The organism is Lactobacillus sp. PV034, assembly GCF_014522305.1.
Classification (GTDB): domain Bacteria; phylum Bacillota; class Bacilli; order Lactobacillales; family Lactobacillaceae; genus Lactobacillus.
Genome location: NZ_CP041982.1, coordinates 166,830 through 184,440, shown reverse-complemented (window position 1 = coordinate 184,440; position 17,611 = coordinate 166,830). Strand labels below are relative to the sequence as shown.

Below are 17,611 nucleotides of genomic sequence, written 5' to 3'. Positions count from 1 at the left end.
AGATTGTCACTCAAAGAATCCTTCAATTATGAAGGCTTTAAGTGAAGCCAAAAAAGAAGATTAATAATTTATCTCTTTAAGGGAAGTAAGTCAATCTTACTTCCCTTTTATTTTTGCTTTTCGCTTTAATCTCTAGATATGTTAAAATACAAATGAAAACGGTTACTAGAAAGGAGCCTTTACATGCAAGTATATGAAAATGATTTTGGTAAAGTCAATGATAAACAAGTTACACGCTACACCATTGAAAATGACCATGGTGTAAGAATAAGTGTCTTAAATTATGGTGGCATTTGGCAAGAATATTCAATTCCTACTGCTAAAGGCAATTTTAATTTGCTACTAGCGGGAAATTCAATGGCTGATTATTTAAGAGCGGGCTACAGTATCGGTCAATTAATCGGACCAGTTGCTAACCGCACCAAAAATGCCGAGTTTCAAATTGATGGCAAGACTTTTTACCTGCAAAAAAATGAAGGCAAGAATAATATTCATAGTGGTGATCAAGGCTGGCAAAACCAATTTTGGGATACCGAAGCTAAAGTGTTTAAAGACCGTGGTCAAATAGTTTTACATCGTAATTTTGCTCCTGACGATGATGGTTTTCCAGCCAATACAGATATTGACATTGTTTACTCTTTAGACAATTTGGATCAAGTAACAATTGATCTTTACGGTCAAAGTGATGCTCCAACTCTTTTCAATCCAACTAGTCATACTTACTGGAATCTGAGTGATACCGATAAAACCATTGAAGGTCAAAAGTTAACCATCAATTCAAATTATCATTTAGCAGTAGATCATGAAAAATTACCAACTGGTAAATTACTTACTAATGAAAGTATCGGTTATGATTTTAAAGCAGGTGCTTGCTTAAAAGAAACTCTGGCAGCAATGAATCAAACTCCGGAAAAGGGTTACGACGACTTCTTTGTGGTTAAACCTAGTTCAACTTACGCCCATGATCCAATTGCAATATTGCAAGATCCAAAATCTGGACGGGAAATGAGAATGTATTCTGATCGCAATGCTTTGATTATGTTCTCAGCCAACGGTTTACCAGATGATGCTCCTCTTAATCATCAAGGAAACTGGAGTGCGCTAGCTTTAGAAGCTCAGAATTTGCCCGATGCGACAGATTTCCCTGAATTTGGTGATATTACTTTAAGACCACTTGCTCCAGTCCACCACCGAATTCGTTACGAAATTAAATATTAATTTTCTAATTTATTTACAAAAAAACAGTATCTTAATTATGAATTGCCTCATAATCAAGATACTGTTTTTATATTTGAGTGTTAGTTGAACATCATATTTTTCAAAGCCATGTAATTAACATCACGACCCTTATAATTTTCGGTCAACTTATTAACTAAATTATCTAACTCTTGTTGTTCCTCTGGAGTAAGAGTGTTATAAGCAGCTTCAGAAATCTTATTGCGACGATCTTCAAGCCATTGAGCTGCTTTCTTACCTTCTTCGGTGAGAGTTAAGGTATAAGTATCATTTTCACCATCTTGTTTTGTGACCATCTTAAATTTAACTAGAGCATTAGTCAAATCAAGTACTTCAGTTACACGGAAATTATATTGTAAAAGAAAGTCTCTATTAGTTAGACTTCCGTTATTCTTATTAAGAACTCTAATTGCACGGTGATAAATATGCTTATCAGGAAATGCAGTTGAATCAATCAAATTCTTTTCATCTAAATGAACTTGCTTTTTTAGCATCTCTTGATACTTTTCGAATTCTTTAACATCGAGAAATAATTTTGTAGTTAATGCAGTCATAACAATTACCTCCACCCATAAATACTACTTATTTACTAACTACGTTTATCCTAACACCATCACAAAAAATATTTAAATAAAACGCTTTAAAACGCAAAAACACACGCTTCCTGTAACAAATAGGAAACGTGTGTTAAAAAGATAATTAAATTTTATTTAGTCAAAGCAGCCTTAATTGCAGCTAAAGTTAATTCACTTGTATCAGCAAATTTAATATCAGCATTCTTAAGACTTTCGCCAATTCCAATTGATAATTCACCGGCTGCATTAATTGAAGCAATTCCTGCTTGGGCATCTTCAATTCCTGCAACTTGATCGGGCTTTAAGCCAATTGATTTAGCAGCTTCAAGATAAATTTCAGGATCTGGTTTACCCTTCTTTAAATCAGCAGGGTTAACAATTCCCTCAAAGTAATCAGTTAATTGTAATTGCTTTAAAATCTTAGGTGCATTCTTGGATGCAGAAGCCAAAGCAATTTTATAATTCTTAGCCTTTAATTCATCTAAAAAGTCCTTGATTCCAGGTAAAATATCGGCTGGGGTTAAGGTGTCGACTAACTTAAGGTAGTTATTATTCTTTTCTGCTGCTAAGGCTTCTTTTTCAGCTTGCGAATAGTCATTTTCGTGGCCGCCAGCTTTAAGAATTAATTCTAAAGAATCCATGCGGCTAACACCCTTTAAATCAGCTGCTAGTTTTGGAGTCCATTCAGTCCCCACTTCTTTAGCCACATCACTCCATGCTTGACCATGAAAACGTGCAGTATCAGCAATGACTCCATCTAAGTCAAAAGCAAAACCTTTAAGATCTTCAAATTTCATTAATTATGCCTCCAGCATTACTTTAATTCAAGTTTTTTACCGGCTAAATCAATTGTGATTGGATCACCAGAAATCAACTTAATATCAGTACCGTTCTTATCAACTTTAACTTCTAAGATGCGATCACGGAAGTTTTGACGGAACTTGTAAGAATTCCACTTCTTAGGTAAGAATGGTGCATAATGCAATTCACCATTACGTACACGCATACCAGCAAAACCTTGGACAATATCAAGCCAGCTACCAGTCATTGAAGTAATGTGTAATCCATCGGCAGTATCATTGTTGTAGTTGTCTAAGTCAAGACGAGCTGAACGTTCATATAGTTCAACCGCTTTATCTTCATAACCAACATCAGCAGCAATAATTGAGTAAACTGAAGCAGATAAACTTGATTCATGAACAGTAAATTGTTCATAGAAGTCAAAGTTACGCTTCTTTTCTTCTTTACTGAAATCATCAATAAAGTCCCAAAGACCTTGGATAACATCACCTTGTTTTACATATGGTGAACGTAAGATCTTATCCCATGACCAGTGTTGGTTCAATGGTAATTGATCACTTGGAATTTCTGAAACTGGAGTTAAATCCTTATCCATGAAGCCATCATTTTCAGGGAAGATCTTCTTTTCTGGATCGTATGGAAGGTACATGTTATCAACAATACCCTTCCACTTACGTTTTTCATCTTCAGTAACGTTTAATTTTTCAGCTACTTCTGGATCAACTTGATCAAGAATATCTAAAGTGTATTGAAGTGTCCAGCGGCAAAGTAAGTTAGTGTACCAGTCATTGTTAACGTTGTTATCATATTCATCTGGACCAGTTACAGCATGAAGCATGTACTTGTTCTTTGCTTGTGAATAATGAACACGGTCGGCCCAGAAACGAGAAATTTCAGTTAAAACTTCTGCACCTTCATGAAGAACGTATGAACGGTCACCGGTGTAATTAGTGTAAAGGTAGATTGCATAAGCAATATCACCATTACGGTGGATTTCTTCAAAAGTAATTTCCCATTCATTATGACATTCAATCCCATTGAAAGTAACCATTGGGAATAAAGCTCCGTCTAAACCTTGGCGTTGAGCATTAATGAAAGCACCATCTAGTTGCTTATAACGATACATTAAGAGGTTACGTGCAACTTCTGGGTTTGCGACACCCAAGTAAACAGGAATACAGTAAGCTTCAGTGTCCCAGTAAGTAGCACCACCGTATTTTTCACCGGTAAAGCCCTTTGGACTAATATTCAAGCGGTAATCTTGACCATAGTAAGTTGAGAAGAGTTGGAATAAGTTGAAACGGATCCCTTGTTGGGCACCTTCATCACCATCAATTTCAACATCTGATTTTTCCCACCGTCTAGCCCATTCTTTAATATGAGGAGCAAGTAAATCGTCAAAGCTTTCGCTATCTAATGCACTACTTAATTCATCAAGGTAGTTAGTAATAGCTGATTCAGATTCAAAATCTCTTGAAGTTGCAACAATAGTACGCTTCTCAAATTCTGCTTCTTGACCTGCAGCAATAGTTCCTTCAAAAATATTTTCGACTGACTTTTCATTTACGCGATCTTCTTTATGGCTTAAATCAGTCTTAGTAGTTGACTTCATACCTACAGTAAAGCGAGGAGTGCCAAAGTCATTCTTCTTAGTCATTGAAACTAATTCAGCATGATCGCCATCAGCCTTTTTATCTAAAATATTCCAGAATTGTTCATCATAGTTAGCATCTTCGTTGTAAACATCAGCATCAATCATGCTGGAAATTTCAATTTTAGCTTCACTATTACCTAAATTGTTGATCTTAATACGTTGACCAACTAATTCCTTTTGAGTAACACTAACAAAACGTTCAAAACTAAAACCTAGTTTTGCGCCACCAATTTCAACAGTAAAGGATCTAGTAAAAATACCTTGCTTCATGTCTAAATCAAGCTTGAAGTCAGCTGGAGTTTGCTTTGCAAGATCAAGTTGTTCACCATTAACTTTAATAATTACCTTCATAAAGTTAACAGCGTTGATCATCTTACCAAAATATTGCGGATAACCATTCTTCCACCAACCAACACGAGTTTTATCTGGGAACCAAACACCTCCAAGGTAAACCCCTTCTAAGGTATCACCAGAATAACCTTCTTCAAAGAAGCCACGCATTCCCAAATTTTCATTAGCTAAACTAGTGATAGATTCTTGAATACGCTTATCTTCAGGACTCCACTTAGTAGTTGTAACATGCCATGGAGCAATCTCAAATGTTTGTTTCATTTCTTTGTTCCTTCCTATACAATTTACTTAACTCTAATTGTATTTTACTTTTACGCTTTACTCAACATATGTCTCACGAATTGCACCAACTGAAATTGCAGCTAAAACCATTGCAATTGCGCCAGCGATGAACATGTGAACTTGAGACCCACCAAGTAATGGGAATAAAACAAAGCTGAGTAATGAAGCTACGATTTGTGGTAAACAAATTGAACCGTTAAATAAACCTAAGTAAGTTCCCATGTGTTTACCTGATAAAGCGTTAGTAACAATAGTTAATGGGTAAGTGTTAATTGCAGCCCATGAAATACCAACTAATGCATAAGAAATAATTAAAAGCCATTGGTTAGTAATAAAGAAGATTGAAATAAAACCAACTGCGCCAGCAACTAAACTTCCAGCATAACCAAGCTTGTGGTACTTGTTAGGTACTTTAGCTAACACAAATGACCAAATAACTGCTGCAACTGATTGAACAGCTGCCAAAACACCGTACCAGTTACCAGCTTGTTGGTAACCAGCAGTGGTTACATCTGTAGTGTGCCATACATTCTTAGCAATCGCACCAACTGAATAAGTCCAAAGGTATTGGAAAGCAAACCAGCAGAAGAATTGAACTAAAGTAACAGTCCAGAATGCTTTAGGAGCGTGACGTAATAAGGTAAACCAGTTACCGCCCTCTTTGTTATCTGCTTCAGTAATACCATGATATTTTGCATAAGTTGCAGGATCATATTCATGAACGCGGAAAACACTAAATAAGGTAGTCACAATTAAAATAGCTGCACCAACATAGAACGAAATAATAACTGATTGTGGTACAACACCCTTTTTGGCAACGTTAGAAACACCAAAGTAAGTTAATACAAATGGGAAAATAGCTGCTAAAACAGCACCTGTATTTGATAAGAAACTTTGAATACCGTAAGCATAACTCTTTTGGTTATCATTAACCATGTCACCAACCATCATCTTGAAAGGTTGCATTGCCACATTTGATGATAAGTCAAGTAAGGCAACCGTTATCGCACCAAACCACAATGCTGCAAGTGAACCATAACCAAAGCCAAAGCTACCTGCATTTGGCAATAAGATCATAACAATTACTGCAACAATTGTTCCCAATAAAAGATAAGGTAAACGACGACCACCTAATTTGGGTAACCAGGTACGATCTGATAATGAACCAATAATTGGTTGCACAATCAAACCTGCTAGTGGTGGTAAAATAAAGAACCATCCCAAACTATTAGGGTCTGCACCAATAGTTTGGAAAATTCTACTCATTTGTGAACTTTGTAAAGTAAAGGCAATTTGTACACCTAAGAAACCAAAGTTAATCATCCAGATCATTTCTTTAGAAAGCGTTGGTAAACCAGTAGTTTTTTCTTGCTGATCCATATTATTCCTCCAATCTAAAATTCTTGTAAGCTCTTTTCGTACTTGCAATATTAATATATCAGTATTTTTAGTTTCTTGCAATCGCTTGCAAAAAATAAATTATTAAATAAATAAAAAAAACTTATCCTGAAAAGATAAGCCTTCTTATTAAATAATTAATGTTTAAGCCTTCCATTCCCCATTATTGCCATAGGTATGGTGGGTTAATTCATTGATAATTACATGAATATGTTCTTTTGGTGCTCCAGTATCCTTATGAACAACTTCAGTAATATCCTTCATCAAATTAGTTAATTGTTCCTCACTACGGCCCTTAATTAATTCTACATGTACAAATGGCATAATAATCCTCCGTTTTAATTTATTTTTCTTTATAAATTTTACCATGAACTCCAAATAATCATGCTAATTTATATTGACAACTTGTCCTCTTTTCCAATATAATAGTTTTTGTTGTCAGGAACGGTTCGGTAGCTCAGCTGGATAGAGCAACGGTCTTCTAAACCGTGGGTCGTGAGTTCGAATCTCACCCGAATCACTACAACAGACGCCCTTTCGAGGGCGTTTTTTTATGTCTTGAATTCGATGTGCATCATTTGTGCATCACAAAAAGAGAGTGCAGTTCACTGCACTCTCTTTTTGTTTTATCTATTTTTAACACGTTTATTGACTTTAATTGCTGCAGGTTCTACCTTGGCAAGACGAGATTTAATTCCCCAGCTATAAAATAGGTATGAAGCAATAATAATCAGCAAGAAGTCCCAAGGATATTTGATCCAATCTTGACCACCAAAGCCTGTACTTCCTACATATGACATGACAGAAATAAAGACTAAATAACCTAACATCCACCAAAATCCTTTAAGTTGTTTTTTAAGAGATGAATGCTGATAACGAATTTCATAATAAAGATAAATTGGTAAGCCCAAAATAATTACAAAAATTACTTGAATTGTTGTTGGCCACATTGTCCAATAAATTGCTAAACTGGTCAAAACAAAGCCCAGCGGTGCTACCCACTTCATCCAATTTGGTTTGAAGGGACGTTCTAAATTCGGTGCAATTTTTCGTAAAGAAATTACGGTTACAGGACCAGTTAAATATGCAATTAGGGTCGCTGCCGTGATTACAGTCGCTAATAAATTCCAATTCCTAAAGACGCTTACCAAAATCATCGCTAAGAAAAAGTCTAATATCATCGCAAATCTTGGCACCATATAACGACAATCTAAGTGTCCTAACCATTTTGGCAAATGCTTAGTATGAGTCATCGCCGCAATCGCACGCGAAGCTGTAGCCACAAAGGCAACTCCCGTACCAAACGGTGAAACAAAGGCATCTAAGTAAAGTAAAATTACTAACCAATTAATGCCGAGTAAAATAGCAATATCGGCAAATGGTGAAGAAAAGTTAACTCCCTTCCAACCACTCTGAGCTAACATTTTCGGATCAATTGCACCAATAAAAGTCACTTGTAACATAATATAAATTGCTGCTGTAAGTAGCATTGAAATTAATACCCCACGAACAATATTTTTACGTGGATTTTTTAATTCTCCACCCATATTAATTACAGTTTGGAAGGCATCATAAGACATAATAATCCCGGCTACTGAAGTTGCTTCAAAAATAGAGCGACTGCCATAAGGCATAAAACTATGAACATCATGACCAAAGTTACCCGGGTGAAAACCACTACACAATAAAACAATAATTGTTAGTGTTGGTAATAAAACTTTAAAAACTGAAATTAGGTTAGTAAAGTGAGTCATTAATTTTACTGACCAAAAATTGATCAGAGTAAAAACCAACATGAATAAAAATACTACTAATAGTCCTGGAGTCGTAATTACGCCATTTTTCATAAATTGACTGGTCCAGTTTGCCCATCTCCAAGGCCATGAACTCATATATTGAACTGCCGCTACTGCTTCCATTGGCACTAATGTAATTAGCGAAATCCAATTAGCCCAGGCAGCGATAAAGCCTAATAATGGTCCATGACTATACTGGGCATATTTACTCATCCCACCACTTTCAGGGAACATTGAACCTAATTCAATATAAGTGAGAGCAATAATAATAATAATTGCCCCACCAAGTATCCAAGAAAGGATTGCCGCTGGCCCTGCAATTTTGGCGGCTGAACCTGCCCCAAAGAGCCAACCAGAACCAATTAAAGAATTCAGAGCTAGCATGACAGCTGAAAAAAGACTTATTTTATGTAGCTTACTTTTATCCATTCATCTTTCCTTACTTCTCAATAATATTAATTTAATTTTATCAAAATAATATTTTCACTTTCAATTTAATTTATATTTTTCTACCAAAAAAAGCTCTAAAACCATCAGGCTTTAGAGCTTTTCTTTACTTAATTATAATATTCAATCTTCCTGGACTTACATCTGGATCAATAAAAGGATCGCCAATAATCTTTTCTGGTACTTCCATCACCTTTTGGAGGAGATTTTCATGGAACTGTTCATCATAACTATCTACCATCTCATTATATTTAAATGGGACCCGAATATTAATTGGCCGCTTATTAGTATATTTGAGGGTGATCATGGTGATATCCTTAGCATCTTTGACGTGTTCAAAAAAGTCCTTGGGGGATGCTGTAACTTTTGCCAAAGTATCGCTTGTTTGTTCATATTTACGCACAGTGACATTTTTTTCAATCTCATCTGTCCAAAATGACAAGTAAATTGCGGGTGCGATATAAACTTTATCTATACCATCATCATTTTTTTCAGGATTAAAATGATAAAACTTGGCTTCGGTTACTTCGGGAATCTGCAAGCGCGCAATCCCAGCTGCTTTAATTGTGGTTTCGAATACACCCCGGCCTAAGTTTTCGCTCTGACTACTACCACGGCCTTGAGAATGGATTGTAATTGCTTCTAACCCCATTATTTATCCCTCCTTTTCTATGTAATTGCTTGTTCAAGCTTTATTTTAACAAACTTTTATTTAGAACTTTAATTTCTGCGCTCAATAAAAAAAGATTGACCAAATTATTTTGATCAATCTTTTGCGGTTAAGAATTATCGCATACTAGTTTTTACGCTTTTTATTTACAGCAAGACCTAAAATTGCACCAACACTGGCAATTGCCAAACCGAGTAAACCAGTCTTGGTGGTTTGAGCCCCGGTTTGTGGTAAAGTCTTAGCTTTGTCAGTTGTATTTAAACTTGCGTGCACATTTGCACCAGCTTCAAGTTTATTTGATGGATTATCATCATCAAACTTATCTACTCTAATCGAAGTGTAATCTTCTACATTAGTTGTATCTTCATCTTGACCCGCAGTATCAGTATCCACATTTGCATGAGGAGCAACAGTAATTTCTACTGGTACTTCGGTAGTTTCACCGGTTGGGTAAGTTACAATTACTGTTCCGGTAATCTTACCTGGTTGACTTACATCTGGAGTATCCTTCCAAGTAAATTTAGTACCTGTTGGGAATTCATCCTTATTCTTGATTCCTTGTTCAGGATCTGGAACCTGACCAGCTGGAATAACAACTGGTTGTGGTTGAGGTGTAACAGTTGATTTAGTTGGTTGTGGGGTTGGCGTTGGTGTAGGTTGGTTACCTTCGTCTCCACTGGTTGGGTTTTGAGTTGGTTCGTCAACAATTACCTTAGTAGTTACAGTAGCAGTTGTACCGTCTGGGTAGTGAACTGTAATAGTTACGCTCTTGGTTCCTGGAGTAGTTACATCAGGTTGGCCATTTGTCCAAGTGTATGTAGAACCACTTGGTAAGCTTGGTACGTTGCCAATTCCTTGTTCTGGGCTTGGAACTACACCTACTTGAGTATGAATATCCTTTGGTTCTGGAGTATTCTTGTCAGTATCTGTTTGAGTAGGTGCTGGGGTATTGTCAGTTACGTGCACTGTAGTTGGAACTTCATCAACTGAGCCATCTGGGTAAGTTACTACAACTACTGCTGGTACATTACCAACTTTATCAGTACTTGGAGTATTCTTCCATTCGTACTTAGTTCCTGCTGGTAATTCCGGCTTGTTTATAATTACTGTTGAAGCATCTGGTACCTTTGCTCCCTTTTCAACGTTGATATCTTGACCTTCTGGAGTGTATTTATCAGCGTCTGTTGGGTTCTTAGCTGGTTCTTCAACAATTACCTTAGTAGTTACAGTGTCAGTTGAACCATCTGGGTAATGAACTGTAATTTCAGTACTCTTTGTTCCTGGGGTTGTTACATCTGGAGCACCATTGGTCCAAGTATAAGTTGTACCTGTTGGCAAGTTTGGAATGTTGCCAATTCCTTGTGCTGGAGTTGGTTCCTTACCTACTCGGGTATGGATATCCTTTGGAATTGGTGTGTACTTATCTTCTGGCTTCTTAGTTGAGTCTTCAACGATTACCTTAGTAGTTACAGTAGCAGTGGTACCACCTGGATAGTGAACTGTAATTTCTACACTCTTTGTTCCTGGAGTTGAAACATCTGGAGCACCATTAGTCCAAGTGTAAGTTGTACCAGTTGGTAAGTTTGGAATGTTAGCAATTCCTTGCGCTGGAGTTGGTTCCTTACCTACTCGGGTATGGATATCCTTTGGAATTGGTGTGTACTTATCCTTTTGTGGCTGAGGCACTACTTTTTCTACTTGAATTGTAATATCTGGATTATTAGTTGGATTAAATGGTACCTTTGTTGGAACATCTTTAACACCAGGCACTAATTTATATCCGCTTGGAATGTTTAATGGAGTTTCACCAGCACCATTACCAATAGTTACGCTAGTACCAGTCTTTCCAGTTAAAGTTTGGTTTCCAACTGTTTTACCATTTGGATCAACAAAAATAATCTTTACAGTTTGAGCATTAGGAGTGTAAACAAAGATTACGGGTGAATCCTTAGTCTCACTAGTTACAGTCATTGCTGGAGCTGCATCTGGGTTAGTTACTGTGTAACCTGGTTCTTTTGGAGCAGTTACTGCAGCGAATTTGGCAGTGTTCCAAAGACTATAAGTAATCTCTTTAGTTACTAAATCTTTAGTTGCAGTTCGATGAAGAGTTACAGTTTGAGCAGGACTTAAAGTAGTAACCTTACCAGCAACATCAATCTTAATTGTTCTAGTAATAGTCTTATTTACCCTCAATCTTAGACTCGGATCATTAGTAACATCTTCAGTCTTATGTTCAACGTAAACAATAGTGTCCTTAATTGGGGTTGAACCGAATGTAATTGTCTCTCCAGTTGGTTGACCTGCTACAATCTTCCAGTTGGTTGGAGCTGTATAAGTTACCTTTACGGTTTCCCCAATTTTTCCTGATACTTCTTGAGTACCAACCACATGATTATGATCATTGTTATCTACATATTGGATTGTAGCTGTTTGTTCTGCCTTAGTGTAGTTTACAGTTACGTTGATGTTGTTTACTGGAGTTCCATCACTCAAACCACTTACTGAAGCTACATAATCCTTACCATCCTTGGTAGTGATTGTGCCGCCAGTAATTGTTCTAGTGTAACCACCAGCAGTTGGAATTTCTACTGGTGCAAAGCTAGTTGACTTGTCAGTCATGTTTGAAGTCCAGTCAGTGTAAGTTACTTGACCAGTTGCTTCGTTAGTTGACTTAATTCTGTAGAAGTCAAGAGTTTGAGTTCTAACTTGAGGTTCTTGACCTTCAATGTTTACAGTAACTGTTTCAGTTACTTGACGGTAAACATCACTGTTACTCTTGTCATTACATCCATCATCAGTATCAACCTTAGCTTGAACCTTAACAGTAATGTCAGGGTTATCAGTTGCGTTAAAGCCAACACTTGATGGTACTTGAGTATTTGGTACGATTTCGTAGCCGGTTGGTACTTCTAATGGGGTTTGTCCTTCACCATTACCAATAGTTACGCTGGTACCAGTTTTTCCAGTTAAAGTTTGTGGGTTTCCAACTGACTTGTTTTCAGGATCAATAAAGATAATCTTTCTCGTTTGATCATTTGCAGTATAAACAAAGGTTGCTGTTAAGTCCTTATTTGCATCAGTTACCTCTGGAGCTACATCAGGATTTGCCACAGTATAACCTGCGATTTCTGGTGCCTTTATGGCAGCAAACTTGCCACCTGTCCAATTACCATATTCACCCCATCCTGATTGAATAGGAACTGGGTTTCCTGATTTATCTTCATTTTGAAATCCCAAAGTTCTTGGTCGATTAAGGTCATACCACTTGGTATAGGTGATATGCTTAGGACTACTTTCAGGATAAGCATAATTAGTAATACGATTTCTTGAGTAAAATACGTAACCAGCTGTGAATGTTTGATATCCGTCTGGGCGTCCTAACCAGCTACGACCTGTTTTAGGCATATATATCATATCTTTCCCAACATTTGGGTAAATTTCATCTTGATTTTCATAACCAGATTGAACTTCTATCCACGCTCTAGTACGTGATGAATCGGCAGTTTGTTGCTTGTATTCAACAGCTTTTTCACCAGGAAGTTGAGTATATATGGTACGCTTAAACGTCCTGTTTTCAGTGTCTTGGGTCTTTTTAGGTTGATACTGATAAGTAACAACCATATGTGGATTTGTAACAACATCACCATTTATAAAAGTCATTTTATCTCCAGCAGTAGGATTGATGACTTGATAACCCTTTTTATCAGGAGCCTGTACTTTGTCAAAAGTTACTGGAGTCCAATTAGTCCAATTTCCCCAAACACTCATATCATAAATTGTATTCTCATACCATTTATTATCTGTTCCGTCTAGATTTGGATTTTTGTTTATGTCTACAACAGTATGATCCCCATCTTTATTGATCCATGGTGTATAAGTTACAAAATTAGGATCATCCTTTTCATATTGATAATTGGTAATCTGATTTCGATATTGACTAACTGATTGACCATCTACCTCTTGAAGACGGCTTAAATTATTATCATTATAATGTTCATATCCACTTACAACCTTAATTAAGAAGCGTGAATGAGAGGTAGTTTCGCTTTGAGTAGCCAATAATTCAGGCTCTTGTCTTGGTAATTTAGTATAAACATCACGTACAACAGTTTGAGTCTCAGTTTGGCTAGTGTCAGTATTATCCTTTGCTGGCAAATTTGTACAGCTAACTCCTACATCATTACTCTTTTGCTTTTCTAAATTAATAATTGCATCAGTTGTAGTTTGCTTCTCAGCTACTGCATTATCGGAACTTGCCGTATCTTGAATAGCATCCCTTGAAGGCTGAAGATTAGCTTCCCCCCTCATTTTTGTTTTTTGAGTCAAAGCTGGGCTTTCTTTCGCATTAGTAGTTTCCGCATGAACAGTATTTCCATTTACCATGAAAAATGCAGTTCCTAATAACACGCTGCATAAGCCAACTGCATATTTACGCAAGCCAAATCTTTCTTGCTTGCCATTTAATTTATTAATAAATCCAACATCATGTTTATGAAACATAACTTTACTCTCTTTCTTTTTCTCCTCTGTTGTTTCTTATTTTATTTTATCACTATATGTTATCTTTACAACCATTAACCATCATCAATCGCAAATAAATTAATAAAATAAATCTTATATAATTAAAATAACTCGTTATTTTATATTGCAATAAAAAAAGAACCAAATTCTGCAAATATGCATTTTTGGTTCTCTTTCTTCTTATAGTCTTATTATTAACCAACAACTTTGGCAATTGCGGCATTAACACTAGCAGCTTCTTTTTCAACTAAGTTAACCTTAGTTTCGATCACCCGAATATCCATCTTAATTTCGCGGGTTAAACCTGGCGTATTAAGTTTTGGTTCAAAGAAGTCTTTAAATTGTTCTAATCGCTCGCGGGTGTGGAAGATATTAGCAGTTACTGTGACAAAGGTTGCAAATTCCATGTCACCACCAACAGTCGCTTCAAGCCAGTTCCAATCAGTTCTAATCCAATCCCAAGCTTGTGTTTGACCGTAGTTATTAGCTAGCACCCCACGGTACCATGCACGTAAATCTTGTGGCTTAATTACTTGCGGATCTTCAAAATCATCGACAATTGCATCAATTAAATCAGGCTCTTTAGTGTAAGTAATTGCTCCACATAAATCTTGTTTCAAACTTGGATCTGAAGTAGTTACATAGAGTTTCAATAACTTATCATGTAAAGTCATACTACCAAAATTACGTACTTCATTATCTAAAACGATGCCACGAATATCAGCTGACATACTTGCCAAGTTATCACTATCTTTTTCATATAGTTCATGTAACTTATCAATCGTTGTCTTATTTTCACCATAGAGAGATGCACTTAGCACAATTGGACGTAAAAGGTTATCATCAATAGATTCACCTTCACGCGGTAAGTAACCTAAACGCGCAACTTGTTTTTCCGAAAGTAAATTATAAAGTTTACGTAATTCAGTGTCTTCTTTAGATTCTGGTTCAACGAAGTTACGCAAGCTTGCCATAATTCTGTATAAAGCATTAGCTACAATTGGAGAAGTTGAATCAGCAAACTTAGGTAGTAATGGGACAATTTCAGCATAAGACATCTGACCACCTTCAGCTAACAAGCGGAAGTCTTGTAAAAGTTGTAGCTTATCAACTGCACCTAGTTCATCAACATTAGCCAAAATATCGTCTAATAATTTTTGATCATACTTCACAATGAAATCAGAGTTATTACCAACATTTAATCTAAATGGCAAACCATTATTAGCGCGTAAGTCATTGTAATCGCCAACCGTAACTTCCTTGTCCTTCATAATTTGAGGAACTGCTTCATAGTTTGAATTCAATGGAATTTGCCAAGTACGGCCAACTTCTTTACCTTCACCAATAAAGAATTGTTTTTGACTAAGAACTAGTTTGCCATCTTTTACGCTTGCTGTTACTAATGGATAACCCGGTTGTTCAAGCCATGAATGCATGATGCTACCGATATCTAAGCCAGAAGCTTCACCAAGAGCCTTCCACAAGTCATCCCCAGTGGCATTAGCATATTTATGAGCAGCAAAGTAATTCTTTAAGCCTTCACGTAATGCCTTATCACCAAGAAGTGCACGAACCATTACTAACATCCGTGAACCCTTAGCATAAACAATCGCGCCGTCAAACAAGGCATCAATTTCACGCGGATCATTAACCATCACATGAACTGATTGGACACCATCAGTTGCATCTCTTTGAAGTGCTTGAGGAACTTCAGTAGTTTGGAACATTTCCCAAATATGCCAATCTGGCTGCAAGGCATCAACTGCTACATATTCCATCATGTTAGCAAAGCTTTCGTTAAGCCACAAGTTGTCCCACCATTCCATGGTTACTAAGTCACCGAACCATTGGTGAGCTAATTCGTGCGCAATCACAGTAGCCACTAATTGCTTCATTTCTAATGAAGTGTTATCAGGATCAAGCAAAAGGTATGCTTCACGGTAAGTTACACAACCCCAGTTTTCCATTGCTCCGGCTGAAAAGTCAGGTAGTGCCACTTGATATGAATGTTCCAAAGGATATGGAGTTTCATAAAAATCTTCATAAAACTCAATTGAACGTTTAGCAATATCTAAAGCAAAGTCTAATTCTTTAGCCTTATGTGCCTTAGTAGCAAATACACCAATTTCAACACCTGACTTAGTCTTAGTAAGCTTCTTTTGCATATCACCAAAGACAAAGGCAACCAAGTAAGTAGACATGCGCACTGTTTCTTTGAAGTAGTGGACGCCATCTTCTACCTTTTCTTCTGGTTGGTTAGAAATAATGGTTTCTCCAGGTTGTTCGTCGAACTTAATTGCTAAACTAAAGGTTGCCTTAGCAGCAGGTTCATCCACACATGGGAATGCTTGACGGGCAAAAGTTGTTTCGAATTGGGTACCAACTAATTCCTTCTTTTCACCATCTACTTGGTAATAAGAAGGATAAATTCCCATCATTGAATCAGTTAACTTACCTGCAAATTCAACTTCAACTTTAACCTTACCAGTTTGATTACTAATAATGTTAATTACTTCATCTTCATTATTAAAATCAAATTCTACTGGAGTGTCATTTACTTTGACTGATTTAATATCTAAAAATTTTTGGTTAAGTTTAATGGTATCTTCTAATTCTTCACCAGTAACAGTAACTTTACCAGTAAACTTCTTCTCCTGACGACTAATGTCTAAATAAACATCATAGTGGTCTGGATGAAATGTATCATAAAGTCGTTTTGCTTGTGCACGAGTTTCTTGCGCCATATTTAGCCCTCCCAATATCTATTCTTACAAATTAATTATAAAATTTTTTGACAAAACTTACCAATTTTTAATTTAAGTAATTAATTGCAAACTTGCCTACTATATTTCAAACATGGTATAATCACTTTGAAACTAATAACAAATAAATTTCATCATGCTCAAAAAGCATTACCAAACGGGAAAATGGTAATGCTTTTTTTATCACTTAAAACATTTTAAGCGTTGAGTGTTGGTATGGAACGACTATTTTCGCCTTTTATTGTCACGATCATCCAACCAATGATCAAATAGTGATGACACTATTTCAACAATCAAAGGCGCCACAATGATACTAATAACAAATTTCATCAGCTCACCTCCTTTCGATGGGAGGTAATAGTCGCTCATCAATTATATCAAACTTAACTAGCCAAATTTTGCTAACTTACCTATGTTCTTAATTTTCCGGTACAACTTCAAGAATCTGTACCTGCAAAGTAAAAATAAACTTATTTCACTTTAAACATCCATTAATAACTTGCACTGCAATTTTTTAACATGGTATAATAGATTCCGAGAAAGTGATAAACCAAATTCATAAAACTCAAAAAGCATTACCAAGTGAGGTTGGTAATGCTTTTTTATCACTTAAAATTATAAGCGTTGAGGGTCGAGTAATACGACTATTTTTTCTATTATTTATTGTGGCGATTACTCAACCAATAATCAAATAGCTTGGTTGCTATTTCCACTATTAGTGGAGCCACAATAAAAGTGATAAACCACTTCATAAAACCTCACCTCCTTTCAAAGAGGAGGCAATAGTCGCTCAATAATTATATCAAAATTACTTAGCTTAATTTTGTTAAATTAGCCCTCTTCTCAAATTTCAGGTACAACTTCAAGAATCTGTCACCCTATTATAAAGAAAAAGATTATGTTACAATATTTGTGCAACCTATTAAAAGAATTATAAGCGTTGAGGGTCGAGTAATACGACTATTTCTTTTTATGGTTGTGTCGACTATTCAACCAGTGGTCGAATAGAGCAGTTACTATTTCCACTATTAGTGGAGCTACAACAAAAGTAAATAAGCATTACCAATTGGTGGATTGGTAATGCTTTTTGTTTACTTAAAAATCTATCTCCTTTTTCT

Annotated in this window: 12 protein-coding genes, 1 tRNA gene and 1 pseudogene; 2 read left to right on the top strand and 12 right to left on the bottom strand. The window is 36.2% G+C overall.

Features of this window, described 5'->3' with window-relative positions:
* Positions 1 to 183: 183 nt before the first annotated feature.
* Positions 184 to 1,218, top strand: a complete 1,035-nt coding sequence (locus FP432_RS01000; RefSeq protein ID WP_265488971.1) for an aldose epimerase family protein — start codon at positions 184 to 186, stop codon at positions 1,216 to 1,218.
* An 80-nt stretch (positions 1,219 to 1,298) separates the two neighbouring features.
* Here FP432_RS01000 and FP432_RS00995 read toward each other — a convergent pair whose 3' ends face one another.
* The 5 genes from FP432_RS00995 to FP432_RS00975 form a co-directional block, all read right to left on the bottom strand.
* The gene (locus FP432_RS00995; protein ID WP_265488970.1) at positions 1,299 to 1,790 is read right to left on the bottom strand and encodes a hypothetical protein; all 492 of its coding nucleotides are present in this window, start codon (positions 1,788 to 1,790) and stop codon (positions 1,299 to 1,301) included.
* Positions 1,791 to 1,942: 152 nt separating this feature from the next.
* Positions 1,943 to 2,608, bottom strand: coding sequence for a beta-phosphoglucomutase (gene pgmB / locus FP432_RS00990; RefSeq protein ID WP_265488968.1), 666 nt, complete (start codon positions 2,606 to 2,608; stop codon positions 1,943 to 1,945).
* 17 nt (positions 2,609 to 2,625) lie between these two features.
* Positions 2,626 to 4,878 (bottom strand): glycoside hydrolase family 65 protein, encoded by a 2,253-nt coding sequence (locus FP432_RS00985; protein ID WP_265488967.1) that lies wholly within the window; start codon positions 4,876 to 4,878, stop codon positions 2,626 to 2,628.
* A 57-nt stretch (positions 4,879 to 4,935) separates the two neighbouring features.
* Entirely contained in the window at positions 4,936 to 6,279 is a 1,344-nt protein-coding gene (locus FP432_RS00980; protein WP_265488966.1) for an SLC45 family MFS transporter, read from the bottom strand.
* A gap of 162 nt (positions 6,280 to 6,441) precedes the next feature.
* Entirely contained in the window at positions 6,442 to 6,621 is a 180-nt protein-coding gene (locus FP432_RS00975) for a 2-hydroxymuconate tautomerase (RefSeq protein WP_265488965.1), read from the bottom strand.
* Between the two features lie 122 nt (positions 6,622 to 6,743).
* On the opposite strand from FP432_RS00975, the gene FP432_RS00970 reads away from it, so the two are divergent.
* Positions 6,744 to 6,817, top strand: a tRNA-Arg gene (locus tag FP432_RS00970).
* 106 nt (positions 6,818 to 6,923) lie between these two features.
* Here the strand turns inward: FP432_RS00970 and FP432_RS00965 are convergent.
* From FP432_RS00965 to FP432_RS00935, 7 genes and pseudogenes are all read right to left on the bottom strand, one after another.
* Entirely contained in the window at positions 6,924 to 8,522 is a 1,599-nt protein-coding gene (locus FP432_RS00965; RefSeq protein ID WP_265488963.1) for an APC family permease, read from the bottom strand.
* Between the two features lie 124 nt (positions 8,523 to 8,646).
* Positions 8,647 to 9,192 (bottom strand): hypothetical protein, encoded by a 546-nt coding sequence (locus tag FP432_RS00960; RefSeq protein WP_265488962.1) that lies wholly within the window; start codon positions 9,190 to 9,192, stop codon positions 8,647 to 8,649.
* A 144-nt stretch (positions 9,193 to 9,336) separates the two neighbouring features.
* Positions 9,337 to 13,710 (bottom strand): Rib/alpha-like domain-containing protein, encoded by a 4,374-nt coding sequence (locus tag FP432_RS00955; RefSeq protein ID WP_265488961.1) that lies wholly within the window; start codon positions 13,708 to 13,710, stop codon positions 9,337 to 9,339.
* Between the two features lie 215 nt (positions 13,711 to 13,925).
* The gene (locus tag FP432_RS00950) at positions 13,926 to 16,475 is read right to left on the bottom strand and encodes a M1 family metallopeptidase (protein WP_265488960.1); all 2,550 of its coding nucleotides are present in this window, start codon (positions 16,473 to 16,475) and stop codon (positions 13,926 to 13,928) included.
* Between the two features lie 243 nt (positions 16,476 to 16,718).
* Positions 16,719 to 16,823 (bottom strand): type I toxin-antitoxin system Fst family toxin, encoded by a 105-nt coding sequence (locus FP432_RS00945; RefSeq protein WP_265488959.1) that lies wholly within the window; start codon positions 16,821 to 16,823, stop codon positions 16,719 to 16,721.
* Positions 16,824 to 17,149: 326 nt separating this feature from the next.
* Positions 17,150 to 17,245: a type I toxin-antitoxin system Fst family toxin gene (locus FP432_RS00940; RefSeq protein ID WP_265488958.1), complete on the bottom strand. Its 96-nt coding sequence runs from the start codon at positions 17,243 to 17,245 to the stop codon at positions 17,150 to 17,152.
* A 208-nt stretch (positions 17,246 to 17,453) separates the two neighbouring features.
* Positions 17,454 to 17,537, bottom strand: a pseudogene (locus tag FP432_RS00935) (type I toxin-antitoxin system Fst family toxin); the annotation flags it as partial.
* Positions 17,538 to 17,611 lie beyond the last annotated feature (74 nt).